Raw genomic sequence first — 15898 nt, 5'->3', positions numbered from 1 at the left:
ATATGCCATGTTAGGAGGGTACAGCAGTGCGAAGGAGACTTATACAAGGCACAGCAATTGCTGTGCTTTTATGTTTTGTTTATATTCTCTATGCAGTATGGAGCATTATTTCGTTTGCTAAGGTGAATGAGCTCATTTACACAGATGCCGCAATTGTGCTTGGGGCAGCAGTCTGGGACGATAAACCGTCGACAGTTCTAAAGAACAGATTGAATCATGCCATTTGGCTCTATAACAATGGATACATAAAGAAAATAATCGTTACTGGAGGCACAGGTAAGGGAGATTCCTTGTCTGAAGCGGAAGTGTCAAAACGATATGTTATGCAGTATAAGGTTCCAGGTGAGGATATTGTTCTTGAAGAGCATTCAAAAATCACGGAACAAAATTTAGCTAATGCCCATGCGATAGCACAACAACAACAAATCAATACCTTTACCATCGTCAGCGATCCTTTGCATATGAAGCGTGCTCTTCTTATGACTAGACACTTAGGGATGGATGCTTACTCTTCACCAACTCAGACGTCAGCCTACAAGAGTTTGGGTACTAAGCTTCCTTTTCTTTTAAGAGAAACGTTCTTCTTAACAGGTTATCAGCTGAAAATATTATTTTTAAAGTAAGAGAATAAAAGAAGTAACTTATGATAAATAAACTGCTGTTTCACAGCTCATCTTTTTTGCAGCCCGAAAGTTAAACACTCAATTGGATGAGTTTAACTTTCGGGATTTTGTATTTTATTAAGGGTATCGTTTCAGGAAGTAAGGCTGCGTTTAAATGAAAGGAGAGGGAAATGTGTCATCCTAACTGAATAATTATGCCAAAAGCCTCCGATATTAAGGATACGGTTACAGGTTCTTCCTAAATCAAGAAGGATAAACGCAGGAAATCACAGTTGCGGTGCACATCTAAATCCATGTATGGTATTATAATATTAACGATTAAAACAAGTTAAAAGTAAAGCTGCCATAATGAAGGAGTTTTTATTTTGAATGATGCGATGATCATGTTAAAGCAAACAAGTCGTACTTTTTATATTCCCATCAGCAGGTTGAAGTCAGGTTTAAAGGATGCAGTTGCATCCGCTTATTTGTGTATGAGAGCAATTGATGAAATTGAGGATCATGAGACGCTAGCAGATGAGGTGAAAGCAGAATTATTGCTTGGCATTCATGATGCGTTTAGTTCCGATGATGTGATTAATGAATCGCAAAAACTCCTTTCTCCTTATGCAGAAACACTGCCGGAAGTTACGATGAGAATTCATGAATGGGCGCTTTTATGTCCTCCGACGGTTACGAATGTCGTTTATAACCATACAGCGACAATGGCCAAGCAGATGGCTGATTGGGTTCATGAAGGCTGGGATATCCGAACGGAAGAGGATCTGGATAATTATACTTATAGTGTTGCCGGTATGGTAGGGGAAATGTTGTCTGACATATGGTTCTGGCACGATGGCACGAAATCAGACCGAATCAAAGCAGTTGCTTTCGGAAGAGGCTTACAAGCCGTAAATATTCTGCGTAATCGCACAGAGGATCTTGAACGTGGCGTAGACTTTTTCCCTGAAGGCTGGGGACAGAAAGAAATGATTAAGTACACGCGCCGCAACCTGAAGTTGGCGGATTCGTATATATCTGATTTAAAAGGCGGTCCTGCGCTAGAGTTTTGCAAAATTCCGCTTACGCTGGCACATGCAACCATTAACCTCATTGCTGTTGGCGGTAACAAATTAACGCGAGACGCCGTTATGAAGCTTGTAGGCAGCATTAATTAACGAGCTTATTCTATAAATAAAAGCAAAGCCCATGGGATTCCATGGGCTTTGCTTTTATTTGTTTTTATTCGGGTGCCGTGAGATTAACCGTACCAGCTCGACTAGCAATAGCGGTAATGATACTGTCGAAGGATACGCCAAATAGCGAGGCTCCCAATGTGGTGAGAACTTGTCTTTGTATCGCCGGAGGCCAACAAAGCCATACCAGCTTCCGCCATACTCGAACAGAATGCGTGCCAGCTTCTCTTCTTTTATTGCGTTTTGGCTCTGGCCTACACTCGAAAGTGGAGCCATCCCTAAATTAAATTGCGCATATCCTTCTGTTTTTGCCCACTCCATAAGGCAAATGAACAATTGATCCATCGTTCCATTTGGGGTGGATTTTAAATAGCGCATTAAATCTACAGATAAGGTCGTACCATCATAGGCAGGCGTCAAAGAAGCGAAAGCAATAATTTGATCATCTGAATTTTTTAATAGCGCAATGGGCGCGAGCTGCAAATAATCTTCATCAAACCATCCGAGAGAATAACCCTTCTCGTGTTTTCCGTCCAGCCATTGGTCAGAGATGAACGACAGTTTCTTTAACAACTGCTTATCATGAGGCGGATGTACGATTTCAAATTGAAAATTCTCACGTTCAAAGCGGTTTTTAACCGCCCGAAGACTGGCATTTTGTTTTCCGACAAGCGTGAAATTGTCCAGATGAACCAATGCTTCCTCACCCAGTTTAAAAAAGCGATAGCCGTTTTCGTGATAAAACGGTAAATAGTCAGGTGTCGTTTGATAAAATACGACCTCTACCGCAAACTGATCGGCAAATTGCTGAAACTGTTGAATCGCTTCGCTAATCATGCTTTTGGGACCTAAAGGATCACCGAGCACAACAAGCTTATTTCGAATTTTCGCATAGGGTATTAACACTTGATCCTTCATCGCCCAGAAGAAGCTCTTGTCACCGGTAAAGAGCATATGCGTCAATAAATTTCCTTGTTCCTTTTCAAGAAAAGCTTTTAATTTCAACTGCTCATCCTCAGCTGTTTCTAAAACGGCGAGCGGCTTAGGACGAAACATATAAAGCAAGGATAGGAAGAGCCAAGCAACCAAGAGACCAAATATCGCAGCTATCGTATGCTGGCTTGGATCTATCAGCCATGTGGTGTGAGCCTTTCTTGGCAGATGTTTGAGAAATGCCGGATACGAATGGGATGCGATGAGGTAATAACCATAGGTGATTAAGAGTGTAATAAGCCCCCAGCCTAGCACATTATAAATCCCTACGGGTATAGCCAAACGATAAAATCGATGTCTTGAAATCCATAACAGCAACGCGACAATGAGTAGAAATATAGCTTCCTCGTAATCAAACGCTTTGGCAAGTGCGAAGAAGGAACCAGCACAAAGCAGGAAAAGTGTCCAGTAATAGGCTCGCTTCACTCGAAGTGAAATACCGCGAGACAGCATGATAAGCATAATGCCGATGATGATGCTTAATTGATGAGACAGCCTCATAATCTGAAACGAAACCAATTCTTCCGTAAAATGTATCCTGTAAAGTAAAGCGGGTGTCGCTGCGGACAGCAGCAATATGACCCCACTCGCAAATACAAGCTTACCGAGTGACCATGCCCCAACCTCGCCGATAAATGCAAATTGTCCCGGCCAGCGCCAAACACTTTGCCAAATATTTAATGCTCGATCCATGATGCCGCTATCAGACTGCTCCGATCGTTTCCGGTTCATAGGAAACTCGAATGCTGCCATCATAAGGCCGATTAACCATGGCACAAAATAATACAGAATTCTAAACAGAACAAGGATGACCGCGCATTTATCAGGTGGAAAGCCGAGCAGCTGTAAGCCTAATATAGCCGTTAAATCAAAACCACCGATACCGCCAGGTGCCATGCTTATAATGCCGGCTATTGCTGCTAACGTATAAATTCCAAGCGCGTTTGTAAATGTAAGTTCAGGAATAAATGTTGCTCCAATAAGCCAGAAGGTCATACCAGCAAAAAACCATTCCAAAAAGGAAGAACCAACGGATGCGGTCATAATGCGCCAAGTCAATTGTCCTCGATTCCGATTAATCCATTTGGAGAAAAGCGAGGTTCTTTGAAGCAGCACGAATAGCGGTAAATACAGTGCGATTGCCCACATCGCATAGGTAAGCCATGGATGAGCATTCAGCAATGCTTGAACAGGGAAAATGCCGATAATACACAGCCATGCTAGCAGCGATAGACCTGTAAAAGTTATCGTCGAAAGAAAGGCAACAGAAGCAGCAATACTCCCGATGGGAACCTCTCGATTTCGATATAGAATTGATCGCAGCCCTGCTCCTGTAAGACCCGCAAAACCAATCAAATTGTTTGAGGTGTTTGCAATCCATCCATAACGAATCGTATCCCAAATCCCAATCTTTAAATGAAAATGCTTGCGAATCAACAAGTCATAAGTACTCATGACAGAGACAGCGAGCATGGAGAAGCTGAGCAGAAGAAAAATTGTAAAGGGGTGCATGTGATGAAACTCATGGATCATTCTTCCCCAGTGGATCTCACGGAACTGTTTTTTTCCTTCGAAGTAAACAAAGGCGATAATAGCAACTGGCAGTAGAAAACGCAGTACTCTTGCACGGTATAGGATGGATACAAGCTTAATTAGATGCAGCTTGTAAGCTATTTCGCGAATCCATTTCATTAATATTCCCCTTATGTATGGTTTGTCCCTTACTATTCATTATTTTGCCATGTGGGACACATAAAGTATAGCCTGCTTACTCATTAATGTTTCCTCAATTAGGAAATTAAACCGAAATGTGAACGACGTGGAACATCTTTTTTAGGGGAAAAAGAAAATGTCCAGCGCTCAGAGGCTTTAAAGTTTTTAAACTTTAGTTTCCCTGAAGCTGGACATTAGGTTTAGGCTTGTACATTCGTTTATCCAGTTATAGATGAAGGCAATAATGAATAAACGTTTTTCAGCATAAGCATTTTAGGGCTGAGCTTGAATTTTGAACCAGAGAACGTGCAGCGATCATAATTAAAACGCAGTGATGTTATATGAATCGTGCAGTCTATAAATGAGCAGCCAATATAATGAGAGCCGTCAAAGTATACATCCACGTTTTTAAATGTTTTGTTAATAATATAGTCCATGATTGAATCCTCCTTGTAATGTGAAACAAGCTATTTGATTATATGCAGTTAATTCTATTGTTTATAACCTCTTTTATATGAAATGAAACAAGAGAATTGAAGTTATAGACTAGAAAAAGGAGATTAACGAGCGCAGTCCAGTTAATTTTCGTTGACAAAGCAATCTTACATCCTTATTATTAGTTTGAATTCAAACTAGTTTAGGCGGTGCTCTGAATGGGAAAAGACAATCACATTACTCGTTTTCCTTGGGAGCAAGAGGACAGCAGTACATTGCTTATAAAACTGGCATTTACGAATATTCGGCGTGCAATTGAAACTTCGCTTCGACCGCTCGGCCTCACTCCTCAGCAATCACAGTCTCTTCATTTGCTCGCTATGAAACCAGGCGTGATGAACTCCGACTTGGAGAAGCTGCTATTTATAGACAAATCGAGTGTAACCAGCTTAATCAACGGGATGGTGAAGAGAGGCTGGGTTGTAAGGCGTGCGCATGACTCGGATGCAAGAATGAAAAGAATTTATTTAACCGAGCAAGGGGTAGAAATGTCCTTGAAAGCTTCAAATGCTGTTGCACAAGCGAAAGAGAAATCGGACCATTTGCTAACCAAGGAAGAAGCGGCACATCTACATGTTTTACTCAGAAAAATTATTAAAGCGTATGAGTAAGCGATACGCTTGTTATATTCGGACATATAGTTTGAATTCAAACTATATGTAGTCTAAAACAGGAAAGGACGTAACGGGATATGGAAGTTACAGATAAACAAAAAATAGGCGAGAAGCTGCTGCCTATATTAGCTTTTACATTAGTCTTCTCTATTATGAATGCTTCAATGTTTAATGTTGTTATGCCTGTCATCAGCAAGGAATTTGGCATTACCGCCTCACAGGTGAGCTGGCTGATTACGGGTTACATGATCGTTTTTGCAGTAGGCTCCGTTACATACGGAAAGCTCGCGGACAAATATCGGCTAAAGGATCTATTGACCTTCGGATTAATTATCTTTGCACTTGGATCGATCGTAGGTTTGCTCGCTTCTGAATATTGGATGATCGTGCTTGGGAGGGTGCTGCAAGCAAGCGGTGCAGCCGTTATCCCAGCTACAGCGATGATTGTCCCAGTACGTTATTTCTCTCCTGAGAAGCGTGGCAGGGCGTTAGGTACGGTTGCGGCGGGTCTTGCTCTTGGAACCGCACTCGCGCCCATTGTTGCTGGAATCGTTACAAGCTTCATCAACTGGAGATTTTTATTTTTAATATCAGTGATTCCGCTGATTGCACTTCCGTTCTTTAGAAAATATTTGGACAACGACAGAGGAAAAGCTCAAAAAATTGACTATTTGGGCGGCATTCTGCTTGGAGGCTCCGTCGCATTATTACTGATGTCCATCTCAGTTGGAAGTTGGTTTATTGCTCTAGGCGGTGCTGTAACACTCGTTTTATTTATTGTTCGCATTCGAACAGCGACTGAGCCGTTTATCCAGCCCAAGCTGTTCAGCAATAAGAAATATACGTTTGGTTTAATCATGACTTTTCTAGCTACATCGTTAAGCTTTAGCATGCCTTTTGTAACCCCACAGTTTTTGGCGGGTCTTAACCAGTTGTCCCCTGCCATTATCGGCTTTGTTATGTTTCCTGCAGCTATTACCTCTGCATTGATGGGGCGACGAGGGGGCAGGCTTGCAGATGAGAAAGGCAACTCATTTTTAGTATACCTTGCGATTTCATTAAGCTTTACTTGTTTTATTTTGTTATCAGTATTTGTTGGATTATCACCATATCTAATCGTGTTTTTGTTAATATTCGGAAATATAGGTCAAACCTTTATGCAAATTGCGATGTCCAACACGATATCAAGAACGCTTGCCAAGGAGCAAATAGGAGTAGGAATGGGACTCATGTCCTTGCTTAACTTTATCTCGGGAGCAATGACAACAAGTATTATCGGAAAAATGCTGGATTTGAAGCAAACAGCGGTCCATTTTAACCCATTTGCCATTCATAACGGGGCATACCTATATAGCAATATTTTCTTTTCCTTAGCAATCTTGGCTGCAATCATTGTTGGCTTGTATTATTTGTTATTCAGACCATCGCGTGATAAAGCAGCTTTGCAGACAAAGCTTGAGAAGTCCAAATCATCTTCAACAACCGCTTAGAAGCCAATTGTAAAATAAACGAGGCTCTCTATATTCAATTACATGCAGTGAATGCTGCAATGTAGTTGATTATGGGGGGCTGTTTGTTTTGAAACAGAGCGATTTCATAATAAGGATATAAAATATTTGAATTAGATGAATGATGCGAAAAATGATAAAATTTGACTCTACCTACAAGTGTAATAAACTGGAAATTATATGATTTAACTAGAAGGAGAGAGCGAGATGAGCAAACCTTTAGTCGTAATTGTCGGGGCTGGACCAGGTGTAAGTGCGGGTGTTGCAAGGAAATTCGGTAACGAAGGATTTCGCGTTGTACTTGCAGCGAGGAACACGGATGCTCTGGAAACCTATGTGAAGGAGCTTAATGAAGTCAAGATTGAAGCCTACAGCATTAAGGCTGATGCAGCCGATTCATCATCATTAACTTCTGCATTTGAACAAATTAAGCAGCTATATGGTTCCCCTGATGTTCTGGTTTATAATGCGGCTGTCATATCCAAGGCTACACCCACACATTTAACTGAAACGCAACTGCTCGAGGAGTTTAAAGTAAATGTTGTTGGAGCGTTAACGAGCGCGAATCAAGTCATTCCTAATATGATTGAGCATAAGAAAGGGGCAATATTGTTTACTGGCGGCGGATTGGCGCTGGCACCAGCTGCTGAATTGTCGTCATTGTCGATTGGTAAAGCGGGCATTCGCTCTCTTGCTTTCTCACTTTCACAAGAACTACAACCGCATGGCATTTATGTTGGTACCGTAGCGATTGCTGGTTTTGTTGCCAAAGAAAGCTTCTATGATCCAGATGAAATTGCGGATCAATTTTGGAATTTATACATCAATAGAAGTGAAGTCGAGTATTTATATAAGCAAGACTAATGGGGAAGAGTAGAAAAAGCATGCCTAATCTTTATGGTTTGGGATGCTTTTTTTGCTGCTTGACATTTCTAACTGTATGAAATAATATTACAGTATACAAAAAAGTTACAGTTAGTTAGATAAACAGAGGATAACGGGAGAGATGAAATAAATGAAATCAACTTATATGCCATTGTTTGAACAAATGACCTTTAAAAACGGTATTGAATTAAAAAACCGGATTGTTATGGCACCAATGACGAATTTCTCAGCAAACGAAGACGGAACGGTATCGGAGACGGAGCTGAGCTATTATAGCCGCAGATCGGGTGGAGTGGGCCTAGTCATTACAGCTTGTGTTTACGTTTCACCAAACGGAAAAGGATTTCACGGCGAATTTGCAAGCGACAGCGATGACATGATTCCGAGTCTACAGCGCTTGGCAGCAACGATTAAAGAAAAGGGCGCTAAAGCGGTGCTTCAAATTTTTCATGGCGGCAGAGAATGTCCAATTAACCTCGTGCCCAATGGTGATGTGGTAAGTGCGAGCGCTGTAGCTTCTGAGCAGAACGCTGGGGTTACACCTAGAGCATTATTAGATGAGGAAATTGAATCGATTATTCGCGACTTTGGAGAAACGACTAGAAGAGCGATTGAGGCAGGGTTCGACGGTGTTGAAATTCATGGCGCAAACGGTTATCTTGTCCAACAATTTTTCTCTCCGCATTCCAATGTACGTGATGACCGTTGGGGAGGCAATATAGAGAACAGATTGCGTTTCCCATTAGCCGTCGTTGATGAAGTGAAGCGAGTTGTTGCTGCCTATGCGGAAAAACCTTTTCTAGTCGGTTACCGCTTCTCCCCTGAGGAGGCGACTACGCCTGGTATTACCATGTCGGATACATTTAGGCTTCTAGATGAGCTTACCAATAAAGAACTTGATTATCTTCATGTATCGTTAATGGATTTCTGGTCATTGCCTAAACGAGGTGCTGAAGAAACGAAAACGCGTATGCAATGGATAAAAGATCGTGTAGGTCACTCCATACCGATTATTGGCGTGGGCTCCATTCATACCCCAGAAGATGCTGTAAAGGCATTGGATATCGGCATTCCACTTGTAGCGATTGGCCGTGAAATTATTGTTGAACCGGATTGGGTCGAGAAAGTGCAAGAAGGCCGCGAATCGGAAATAAAAACAACGCTCAGCAAGGATGATCAAGATCGGTTGGTCATTCCTACCCCGCTCTGGCAAGCAATTGTTCATACGCCAGGCTGGTTCCCGCTAGGCGATTAATATAGATGACAGGAAAACAGGTCAAGCATTTCTTGACCTGTTTTTTTTGCGTCTTTAATCGATTTAATCTTTTTTTAGTGTATCCAGCACGACAATGAATTGGCAGTTGTTTTAGTACTAAAGTTATTGTATCATTGTCTAATAGGTAGGCAACCTAACTATTTCGCGAAGTAGTTTGGCGGCCAATAGGCCATAATAAATAAAAATGTTTAGGAGTGCAGAGCATATGGAGCAATTGAGTCAGAAGAAAAAGTTAACAATCATGATTGCACTGATGGCAGCTATGTTTTTCGCAGCTATCAATCAGACAATCGTAAGCACGGCTATGCCGCGCATTATTGCCATCTTGGGTGGCATCGAGTATTACACATGGGTTATTACCATCTATATGCTCACATCAACGATTGCTACTGTACTTGTAGGAAAGCTTTCGGATATTTACGGAAGGAAGCCGTTTTTGTTAGTCGGTATCGTGTTATTTATAATCGGAGCCTTCTTATGCGGTACATCAACTACGGTATTCCAGCTTATCACTTATCGTGGTATTCAAGGGATAGGCGGCGGTATTCTTATGTCAGCAACCGTGACGGCGGTTGGTGATTTGTTCGCACCTAGGGAAAGGGCGAAATGGACTGGATTAATGATGGCCATATTCGGCTTCTCAAGTGTAATTGGACCAACATTAGGCGGCTTTATGGTCGATCATATCGCTTGGAAGTGGATTTTCTGGATTTTCCTACCGCTTGGCATTATTGCATTTGGTATGATTTGGTCCATGTTTCCAAAAACAGCGCGTAAAACAACGGAATCCATTGACTATTGGGGTTCATTATTGCTTTCACTGATGCTTATTGCATTGCTGCTCGGCTTCTCATGGGCAGGTACAAAATATGACTGGGGCTCGCCACAAATTATTGGCATGTTCGCCTCTGCAGCGGTGTTGTTAGTTCTATTGATTCTTGTAGAACGTCAAGCCAAAAGCCCTGTATTGCCTTTGTCGATGTTTAAAAACAGCATTGTAACGATCTCCAACTCCGTCGGTTTCCTTATGAATGCCGGCATGATGGGCGCAATGATGTACCTGCCATTCTTCGTGCAGGGTGTGCTTGGTATTTCACCAACGAACTCGGGTTTTGTAAATATGCCGATGTCGATCGCCATGATCTTCCTAAGTGCAATGTCTGGTCGTTGGATTTCCAAATCAGGGAAATACAAACGATTCGCCCTCATCGGTATGCCATTCATGGTCGCGGGAATGCTTATGATGGCATTCATGACTAACGTTGGCGTTGCGGTTGCTGCGATGATCGTATTTGGTATTGGACTTGGTATTTCGATGCCAGTATTTACACTAACCGTTCAAAATGCAGTAGAGCCTTCACAGCTTGGTGTGGCTACAGCTACAGCTACGTTGTTCCGTAACCTGGGCGGTACGATTGGTATTGCAGTTATGGGTACGGTTATGAACTCCACTTTGACCAGTAAGCTGAAGGATGCTGTCGCAGCAGGTCAAGGACCTGATTTAAGTCAAGTAGATGCGGCTACAGCTGAGAAACTGTCTAGTTTCCTTAACCCGCAAATGCTGCTTGATCAACCGAAGCTTAAAGAGCTTCATGCGACGCTGCCGGAACAAATTCAGCCTTTGTTTACACACATCATCGAGATGGTTCGCTCGGTACTGAGCGACTCCTTGACGGTTGTATTCTTGTTCGGTATGTCCTTGCTGATCGTCGCATTCGTACTCGTGTTCTTCTTGAAAGAAATTCCGCTTCGCTCTTCTGACAAGAAAGAAGCAGTTAGCGTAGAGCCATCTGAAAAGTTGAAAAAAGAGCCTGCTCTTAATAATTAATAAGAGCGGCTCCTATAGGAGGGATTTCGCTTCCTGCAGCTTGCAGGAAGCGAAATCCCTTTGTTTATTAAAAGTCTTCATTCGTTTTGGCTGAGTCCAAATAGTCGAATACTTGGTTTAACATGACGACAAGCTGATCGCTTTGCTCCTTACCTAAATGATCGATCATGCCTTTGAACATGGAGATAAAACGGTCTATTGCTTTTTGAGCAATTTCTTCGCCAGTGTCCGTTAACGTTATTTCGGTAATTCTTCGATCTGTGTTATCGGATGTACGAACCACATGGCCAGATGCAATTAAGCTATTAAGCATCTGTGTAACGGTTGGAGAGGTGACTTGCAGCAATTTACTGATTTCTGTAACCGTCGTCCCTGTTGAACCTTTATCATTGCTTTTTTTCACACAAACGAGCATACGAACTTCGCTCGCTTTAAGACCGCCCCACATCGTTTTTTTCCGCCAGTCGGCTTTAGCGAACTTTTGGAAAACATCGATTAAGTCTGTTACATTCTCATATTTATCTGCGGACATTGGATTCACCTCGGTGAACTTATTTTATAAAGTAATTAGGTTACCTAAGTAATTATAGTTATTATGATGACAGGAAGTCAACAAAACAACAGAAATGAGGTGGAACATGAACAACTATGAGGAATGGAAAGAACTGTTTCCGCAATTAAAGGTTGTTTACAAAAAATTAAAAACCGAATGGTATAAAGGAATAGATTGCAGCTTCTCCATTAATCAAACAAGAATGCTTCAACATTTAGATAAACAAAGTCCCATGAAGTCGACGGATCTAGCTGAATTGCTTTTGGTTACTGCAGGCGGGGTTACGCTCATCGGGGACAAGCTCGTGGAAAGAGGGCTTATTCGAAGAAATCGCAGCGAGGATGATAGACGAGTCGTATATTTGGAAATTACAGATGAGGGCAAACAATTTGTGAAGGCTTTTAATGAAAATGATGATGCTATTATCCGATATATGAGTGAGAGGATCTCGCAAGAGGATTTGGAGCATTTGAGACGAATATTTACATCGCTTGATGATTAGCGGGATCTAATCGAAACATTTCAGCAGCAAGAATTGGAAGGGGAATACGGAAGTATGGTTATGGATCAAATGCAAAAAATGAAAGACATGAAGCAGCAAATCACTCGTTTTCTAATGATGTACAAATTTGCGATTCAAGAGCTTGAGACAAAAGTCGAAATATTAAAGGAAGAGTTTCATTTATTGCATGAATACAATCCGATTGAGCATACAAGCTCGCGCCTAAAGTCGCCCAAGAGCATTGTCGAAAAGCTTTATCGAAAGCAAAGCGAGCTTTCTTTTAACGGCATTCGGAATCACATTAAAGATATAGCAGGCCTGCGAATAACTTGCTCTTTTATTTCTGATATTTACCGGATTAGTGATATGTTAAGCAATCAGAGCGATTTGACCTTATTGGAGGTTAAAGACTATATAAAAAATCCGAAGCCAAACGGCTACCAAAGCTTGCATCTGCTCATTGAGGTGCCGGTGTTCATATCGGATCGAGTGGAAAATGTGTGTGTAGAAGTTCAAATTCGAACGATAGCGATGGATTTCTGGGCGAGCCTGGAGCACAAAATCTATTATAAATATAAACAGGCGATACCTCCTCGCTTACTGAATGAACTAAAAGAAGCGGCAGATTCCGCATCCGCGCTGGATCAGAAGATGGAGCGACTGCATAATGAGATCGCAGCCATTAAAGAAGAGCGTGAGGATGATCTGGGCGATGAGATGCTTCGGCTGATCATGAACAATCAAAGCGGCTCCATTCCAAACATGCTGTTAGAGCTTTTTGAGGATGGAGCCAAAAAATAATAGTCGTGAACCATGCATCAGCAACATAAAGTGAGAGTAGTGCCAAAAAGTGCTGCCAAACGAGTGTTGTTGAAAGGTGGTCATGCGGCGATGGTTATTTCAAGCTTTCAAGCCTTTATTCAGGTGTTTGGCTTATCAATCTCCATGAGCTTAGTAGGCGGCCTCATCGGACATTTTGTGAAAAATGGGATTATCGAAATGCCGAAACTCGTCATAGAATATGATGAAGAAGGATTATCCCTTTCTTCAAATTGGTTAGTAAAGTGGATTCAGCGCTGTTATTACTTTGTTATTTTTGTCATCGGCTTTAGAGATCACAGTAATGCGAAAAAAAAGATTTTTTTTGATCTCGGCTTTCTCGGCGATTTGCTGATCGCAATCGGAACGGGCATATTAGCAAAAACAGCGCTGGCTATGGCAAATACATCGGACAACTTTGCAGTCGTGAGCAGTTCATTGCTGGCAGGCTACGCAGGCTTATCTTACCTGAAGAGCAAGCAGAACAAAGAGTTTGCTGATTTGTTTCCTGAAGAAATAGATGATTCAAATCCGCAAACGCCACCGAAATAACATGCAAGTTTACTTAAGTTTTGCGTATAATGACCATAGCTGATAAACCTTTTGCTTAAATATAAGAAAGTATATCATTTTCTCATACTTATCTTATATTTCACCGTCAAAGCTACTTCAGCGTCTAAAGGACGCCGAAGGCGTTTTTGCTTGACTAATCGATTTTTCACAAAAATATCGAAGGAGGGTGGAGCGTGTGGGGAAAATAACGGTCAAAGTGACAACTGAGGAAATGCATGAGCTTAAGAAACTAGCCGAGATAGTCAAAAATCCTCAGCTTCCCATGTCTGACCGTCGCATTGCTAAAACGCAATATGAGTCCATTATCAACTTCGCAAAAAATAGTAACCGCGGCATTATTTCATCTGTATAATTAGAATGGGTTGAAGCCGCTCCGGGATGGAGCGGCTTCTTTTTTTTATGTGATTTGCGCGAACCATACACGAACAGCCGCAAAAATCTTCTGTTGTCCAGGCTCGATTGGTGTGACCATAACATCGGATTGGAAGGTTCTTTGGACAGGGAAGGGTTCAGATGATCTGGAGACTTCCTGAACTTTGCTGGGAACTCCAGAAATGGATGTTCCTAATGCATTTGCGATAGCAGCAGCTTTCAGTCGGGCGTTCTGGACAGCAAGCGACAGGGCCTCATTTTCCAACTGTTTTCTATCGGTAACCGAGAACTGAATGGAAGTGACTGTATTGGCACCGTGAGAAACGGCGGTATCTACTACAGTACCAGTAAGTGAAATTTGATCGATGGTGATTTGCAGGAGATGAGTTACTTTGTAGCCTTGAAAGACTTGCTTCCCGTCCGGGAAATCATACATCATTTCGATTCGATAATCATTCGTTTGGATATGTTCGCGCGGGATGCTTAGCTCGAGAAGGGATTGTATGATATCTGCTGTAATTTGTGCATTTTCGGCTTGTATCGCTTGCAGCTCCTTGCCTTCGGTAACAGCACCAAGGATGACCAAGGCTGTATCTGGAGCAGCCGTAACGATCCCTTCGCCCAAAACTTCAATCGTGGACACGCTTTTGCAGGGAATGGGAATAGCGGTATAGTAGATTTGATTGCCGTACATTGCAGGCTCCTTTCCGTCTTACAGGTTATAGATTAATGTATGGAAGGATACCCGCCGAAATGATTGCTTCTTATTTTCTGCTTGCGGATGAAAGCTTAGAAAAGAATACAAAAATGGCGGGCAAGAGTAATCTTGCACCGCCATTTTTTGTGATGAGCTTAAGGAAGCTCTATTGTAACTTCACGCTTGCTTGCAGCTGAACGGAGCACACCGTCGATAATCGCTTGGTTGTACAAAATTTCTGCTCCAGGAATAGGAGCTGGACGATTTTCTGCGATTGCTGCAACAAAGTCTCTTACTTTCTCATCAAACAAGTTTAGCCCATGTTGGATGACAGGAATAGTCGAATGGATATGCTGATCAACGACATCGTGATAAAGCGTCATGCTGCCTACGCTACCATCCCAAACACCGCTCCAAGGGCCTGTGCCTGCTGGAGTGACTTTAAGACCGCCGTCAGTTCCAAGGAACATTGTCGCACCTAATGAATCCATGTGCATAGCCCAGCTGATTTTGTAATTGAGAACGATGTCGCCCTCAAGACGGATCATCGCTACGCCAAAATCCTCAACTTCAAAGTTGGCCGCTTCACGATGGTATTTCGGGTTTGTTCCAAAATGATTTGATGTATAAGCCGATACAGTAAGCGGCTTAGGATAGCCGAGCGCATTAAGCGCCATATCAAGCGAATAGCAGCCGATATCAGCCATTGCGCCAGCACCTGCAAGCTCTTTGGAAATAAAAGTGCCGCCAGGCATACCGCGCCGTCTGCCGCCGCCTGTTTCAACAAAGTAAACGTTACCAAGTTTTCCCGATTGAACAATTTCTTGAATCAACGACATATTGGGATCATATCTCGGCTGGAAGCCTACCGTCAATATTTTCCCACTGCGTTCAGCGGCTTCGACCATATCGATGGACTGCTGGAGTGTGACAGACATCGGCTTCTCTACGAGCACGTGCTTGCYTGCATTCAAAGCGTTTATTGAAGTTTCAGAATGTGCAAAGTTTGGTGTGCAAATGCTGACGCCGTCTAGGTCAAGCTCTAATAGTTTCTTATGATCATCAAAAGCAACGGCTTTTACGAGTTCCTCTTGATCAATAAAAGCTTGTGCTTTTCCTGCTATGCTGTCTRCCACCGCCACGATTTCCACGTGAAGAGGCATTTTTTTATAAGCTGAAGCATGGGCTCTTGCAATACCGCCGCTTCCTATAATTCCGATTCGGATCGTTCTTGTCATTTCAATATCCCTCTTTTCATTGTAGTGATTCTAC

The 15898-nt window shown here is 42.3% G+C and carries 16 protein-coding genes; 11 read left to right on the top strand and 5 right to left on the bottom strand.

Annotated elements, in window-relative coordinates:
* The first annotated feature begins 26 nt into the window (after positions 1–26).
* Together AC1DPK_RS17030 and AC1DPK_RS17025 are read left to right on the top strand one after the other, a co-directional pair.
* Entirely contained in the window at positions 27–623 is a 597-nt protein-coding gene (locus AC1DPK_RS17030; RefSeq protein ID WP_441885371.1) for a YdcF family protein, read from the top strand.
* Between the two features lie 377 nt (positions 624–1000).
* Positions 1001–1780: a squalene/phytoene synthase family protein gene (locus AC1DPK_RS17025; RefSeq protein ID WP_076270964.1), complete on the top strand. Its 780-nt coding sequence runs from the start codon at positions 1001–1003 to the stop codon at positions 1778–1780.
* Positions 1781–1834: 54 nt separating this feature from the next.
* On the opposite strand, the gene mprF is transcribed toward AC1DPK_RS17025, so the two are convergent.
* Complete coding sequence (gene mprF, locus AC1DPK_RS17020; RefSeq protein WP_477511078.1) at positions 1835–4483, bottom strand: bifunctional lysylphosphatidylglycerol flippase/synthetase MprF; 2649 nt, start codon at positions 4481–4483, stop codon at positions 1835–1837.
* A gap of 239 nt (positions 4484–4722) precedes the next feature.
* The gene (locus AC1DPK_RS17015) at positions 4723–4941 is read right to left on the bottom strand and encodes a hypothetical protein (protein WP_441885375.1); all 219 of its coding nucleotides are present in this window, start codon (positions 4939–4941) and stop codon (positions 4723–4725) included.
* A 216-nt stretch (positions 4942–5157) separates the two neighbouring features.
* Between AC1DPK_RS17015 and AC1DPK_RS17010 the strand changes: the two genes are divergently transcribed.
* The 5 genes from AC1DPK_RS17010 to AC1DPK_RS16990 all read left to right on the top strand — a co-directional run bounded on the left by AC1DPK_RS17010 (position 5158) and on the right by AC1DPK_RS16990 (position 11110).
* Complete coding sequence (locus AC1DPK_RS17010) at positions 5158–5610, top strand: MarR family winged helix-turn-helix transcriptional regulator (protein WP_477511077.1); 453 nt, start codon at positions 5158–5160, stop codon at positions 5608–5610.
* 80 nt (positions 5611–5690) lie between these two features.
* Entirely contained in the window at positions 5691–7103 is a 1413-nt protein-coding gene (locus AC1DPK_RS17005) for an MFS transporter (protein ID WP_477511076.1), read from the top strand.
* 225 nt (positions 7104–7328) lie between these two features.
* Positions 7329–7985 (top strand): SDR family NAD(P)-dependent oxidoreductase, encoded by a 657-nt coding sequence (locus AC1DPK_RS17000; protein WP_477511075.1) that lies wholly within the window; start codon positions 7329–7331, stop codon positions 7983–7985.
* 151 nt (positions 7986–8136) lie between these two features.
* Positions 8137–9261 carry an NADH-dependent flavin oxidoreductase gene (locus AC1DPK_RS16995; RefSeq protein ID WP_441885383.1) on the top strand — a complete coding sequence of 375 codons (1125 nt, stop codon included), beginning with the start codon at positions 8137–8139 and terminating at the stop codon, positions 9259–9261.
* Between the two features lie 226 nt (positions 9262–9487).
* A complete protein-coding gene (locus tag AC1DPK_RS16990; protein ID WP_441885385.1) occupies positions 9488–11110 on the top strand; it encodes an MDR family MFS transporter in 1623 nt (540 codons plus the stop codon).
* Positions 11111–11177: 67 nt separating this feature from the next.
* Here AC1DPK_RS16990 and AC1DPK_RS16985 read toward each other — a convergent pair whose 3' ends face one another.
* Entirely contained in the window at positions 11178–11642 is a 465-nt protein-coding gene (locus tag AC1DPK_RS16985) for a MarR family winged helix-turn-helix transcriptional regulator (protein ID WP_441885387.1), read from the bottom strand.
* Between the two features lie 106 nt (positions 11643–11748).
* On the opposite strand from AC1DPK_RS16985, the gene AC1DPK_RS16980 reads away from it, so the two are divergent.
* From AC1DPK_RS16980 to AC1DPK_RS16965, 4 genes are all read left to right on the top strand, one after another.
* Positions 11749–12165 (top strand): MarR family winged helix-turn-helix transcriptional regulator, encoded by a 417-nt coding sequence (locus tag AC1DPK_RS16980; protein ID WP_076270900.1) that lies wholly within the window; start codon positions 11749–11751, stop codon positions 12163–12165.
* A gap of 54 nt (positions 12166–12219) precedes the next feature.
* Positions 12220–12966 (top strand): GTP pyrophosphokinase, encoded by a 747-nt coding sequence (locus AC1DPK_RS16975; protein ID WP_477511074.1) that lies wholly within the window; start codon positions 12220–12222, stop codon positions 12964–12966.
* A 12-nt stretch (positions 12967–12978) separates the two neighbouring features.
* Positions 12979–13536 carry a hypothetical protein gene (locus tag AC1DPK_RS16970; RefSeq protein ID WP_144376882.1) on the top strand — a complete coding sequence of 186 codons (558 nt, stop codon included), beginning with the start codon at positions 12979–12981 and terminating at the stop codon, positions 13534–13536.
* Between the two features lie 196 nt (positions 13537–13732).
* A complete protein-coding gene (locus AC1DPK_RS16965; RefSeq protein WP_161807520.1) occupies positions 13733–13909 on the top strand; it encodes a hypothetical protein in 177 nt (58 codons plus the stop codon).
* Positions 13910–13954: 45 nt separating this feature from the next.
* Here the strand turns inward: AC1DPK_RS16965 and AC1DPK_RS16960 are convergent, their stop codons facing one another.
* Both AC1DPK_RS16960 and AC1DPK_RS16955 read right to left on the bottom strand, forming a co-directional pair.
* Positions 13955–14623 (bottom strand): SIMPL domain-containing protein, encoded by a 669-nt coding sequence (locus AC1DPK_RS16960; protein WP_477511073.1) that lies wholly within the window; start codon positions 14621–14623, stop codon positions 13955–13957.
* Positions 14624–14781: 158 nt separating this feature from the next.
* Positions 14782–15864: a Gfo/Idh/MocA family protein gene (locus tag AC1DPK_RS16955; protein WP_477511072.1), complete on the bottom strand. Its 1083-nt coding sequence runs from the start codon at positions 15862–15864 to the stop codon at positions 14782–14784.
* Between the last annotated feature and the right edge of the window lie 34 nt (positions 15865–15898).

Source organism: Paenibacillus sp. 01T424 (genome assembly GCF_056398745.1).
This window is presented reverse-complemented; position numbering and strand designations above follow the sequence as displayed.

What these genes read in the sequence shown, in the direction of transcription:
- AC1DPK_RS17025 (WP_076270964.1), top strand. Translation starts at nt 1,001, where the DNA reads ATGATCATGTTAAAGCAAACAAGTCGTACTTTTTATATTCCCATCAGC.
- mprF (WP_477511078.1), bottom strand. Translation starts at nt 4,483, where the DNA reads ATGAAATGGATTCGCGAAATAGCTTACAAGCTGCATCTAATTAAGCTT.
- AC1DPK_RS17015 (WP_441885375.1), bottom strand. Translation starts at nt 4,941, where the DNA reads ATGGACTATATTATTAACAAAACATTTAAAAACGTGGATGTATACTTT.
- AC1DPK_RS17010 (WP_477511077.1), top strand. Translation starts at nt 5,158, where the DNA reads ATGGGAAAAGACAATCACATTACTCGTTTTCCTTGGGAGCAAGAGGAC.
- AC1DPK_RS17005 (WP_477511076.1), top strand. Translation starts at nt 5,691, where the DNA reads ATGGAAGTTACAGATAAACAAAAAATAGGCGAGAAGCTGCTGCCTATA.
- AC1DPK_RS17000 (WP_477511075.1), top strand. Translation starts at nt 7,329, where the DNA reads ATGAGCAAACCTTTAGTCGTAATTGTCGGGGCTGGACCAGGTGTAAGT.
- AC1DPK_RS16995 (WP_441885383.1), top strand. Translation starts at nt 8,137, where the DNA reads ATGAAATCAACTTATATGCCATTGTTTGAACAAATGACCTTTAAAAAC.
- AC1DPK_RS16990 (WP_441885385.1), top strand. Translation starts at nt 9,488, where the DNA reads ATGGAGCAATTGAGTCAGAAGAAAAAGTTAACAATCATGATTGCACTG.
- AC1DPK_RS16985 (WP_441885387.1), bottom strand. Translation starts at nt 11,642, where the DNA reads ATGTCCGCAGATAAATATGAGAATGTAACAGACTTAATCGATGTTTTC.
- AC1DPK_RS16980 (WP_076270900.1), top strand. Translation starts at nt 11,749, where the DNA reads ATGAACAACTATGAGGAATGGAAAGAACTGTTTCCGCAATTAAAGGTT.
- AC1DPK_RS16975 (WP_477511074.1), top strand. Translation starts at nt 12,220, where the DNA reads ATGGTTATGGATCAAATGCAAAAAATGAAAGACATGAAGCAGCAAATC.
- AC1DPK_RS16970 (WP_144376882.1), top strand. Translation starts at nt 12,979, where the DNA reads ATGCATCAGCAACATAAAGTGAGAGTAGTGCCAAAAAGTGCTGCCAAA.
- AC1DPK_RS16960 (WP_477511073.1), bottom strand. Translation starts at nt 14,623, where the DNA reads ATGTACGGCAATCAAATCTACTATACCGCTATTCCCATTCCCTGCAAA.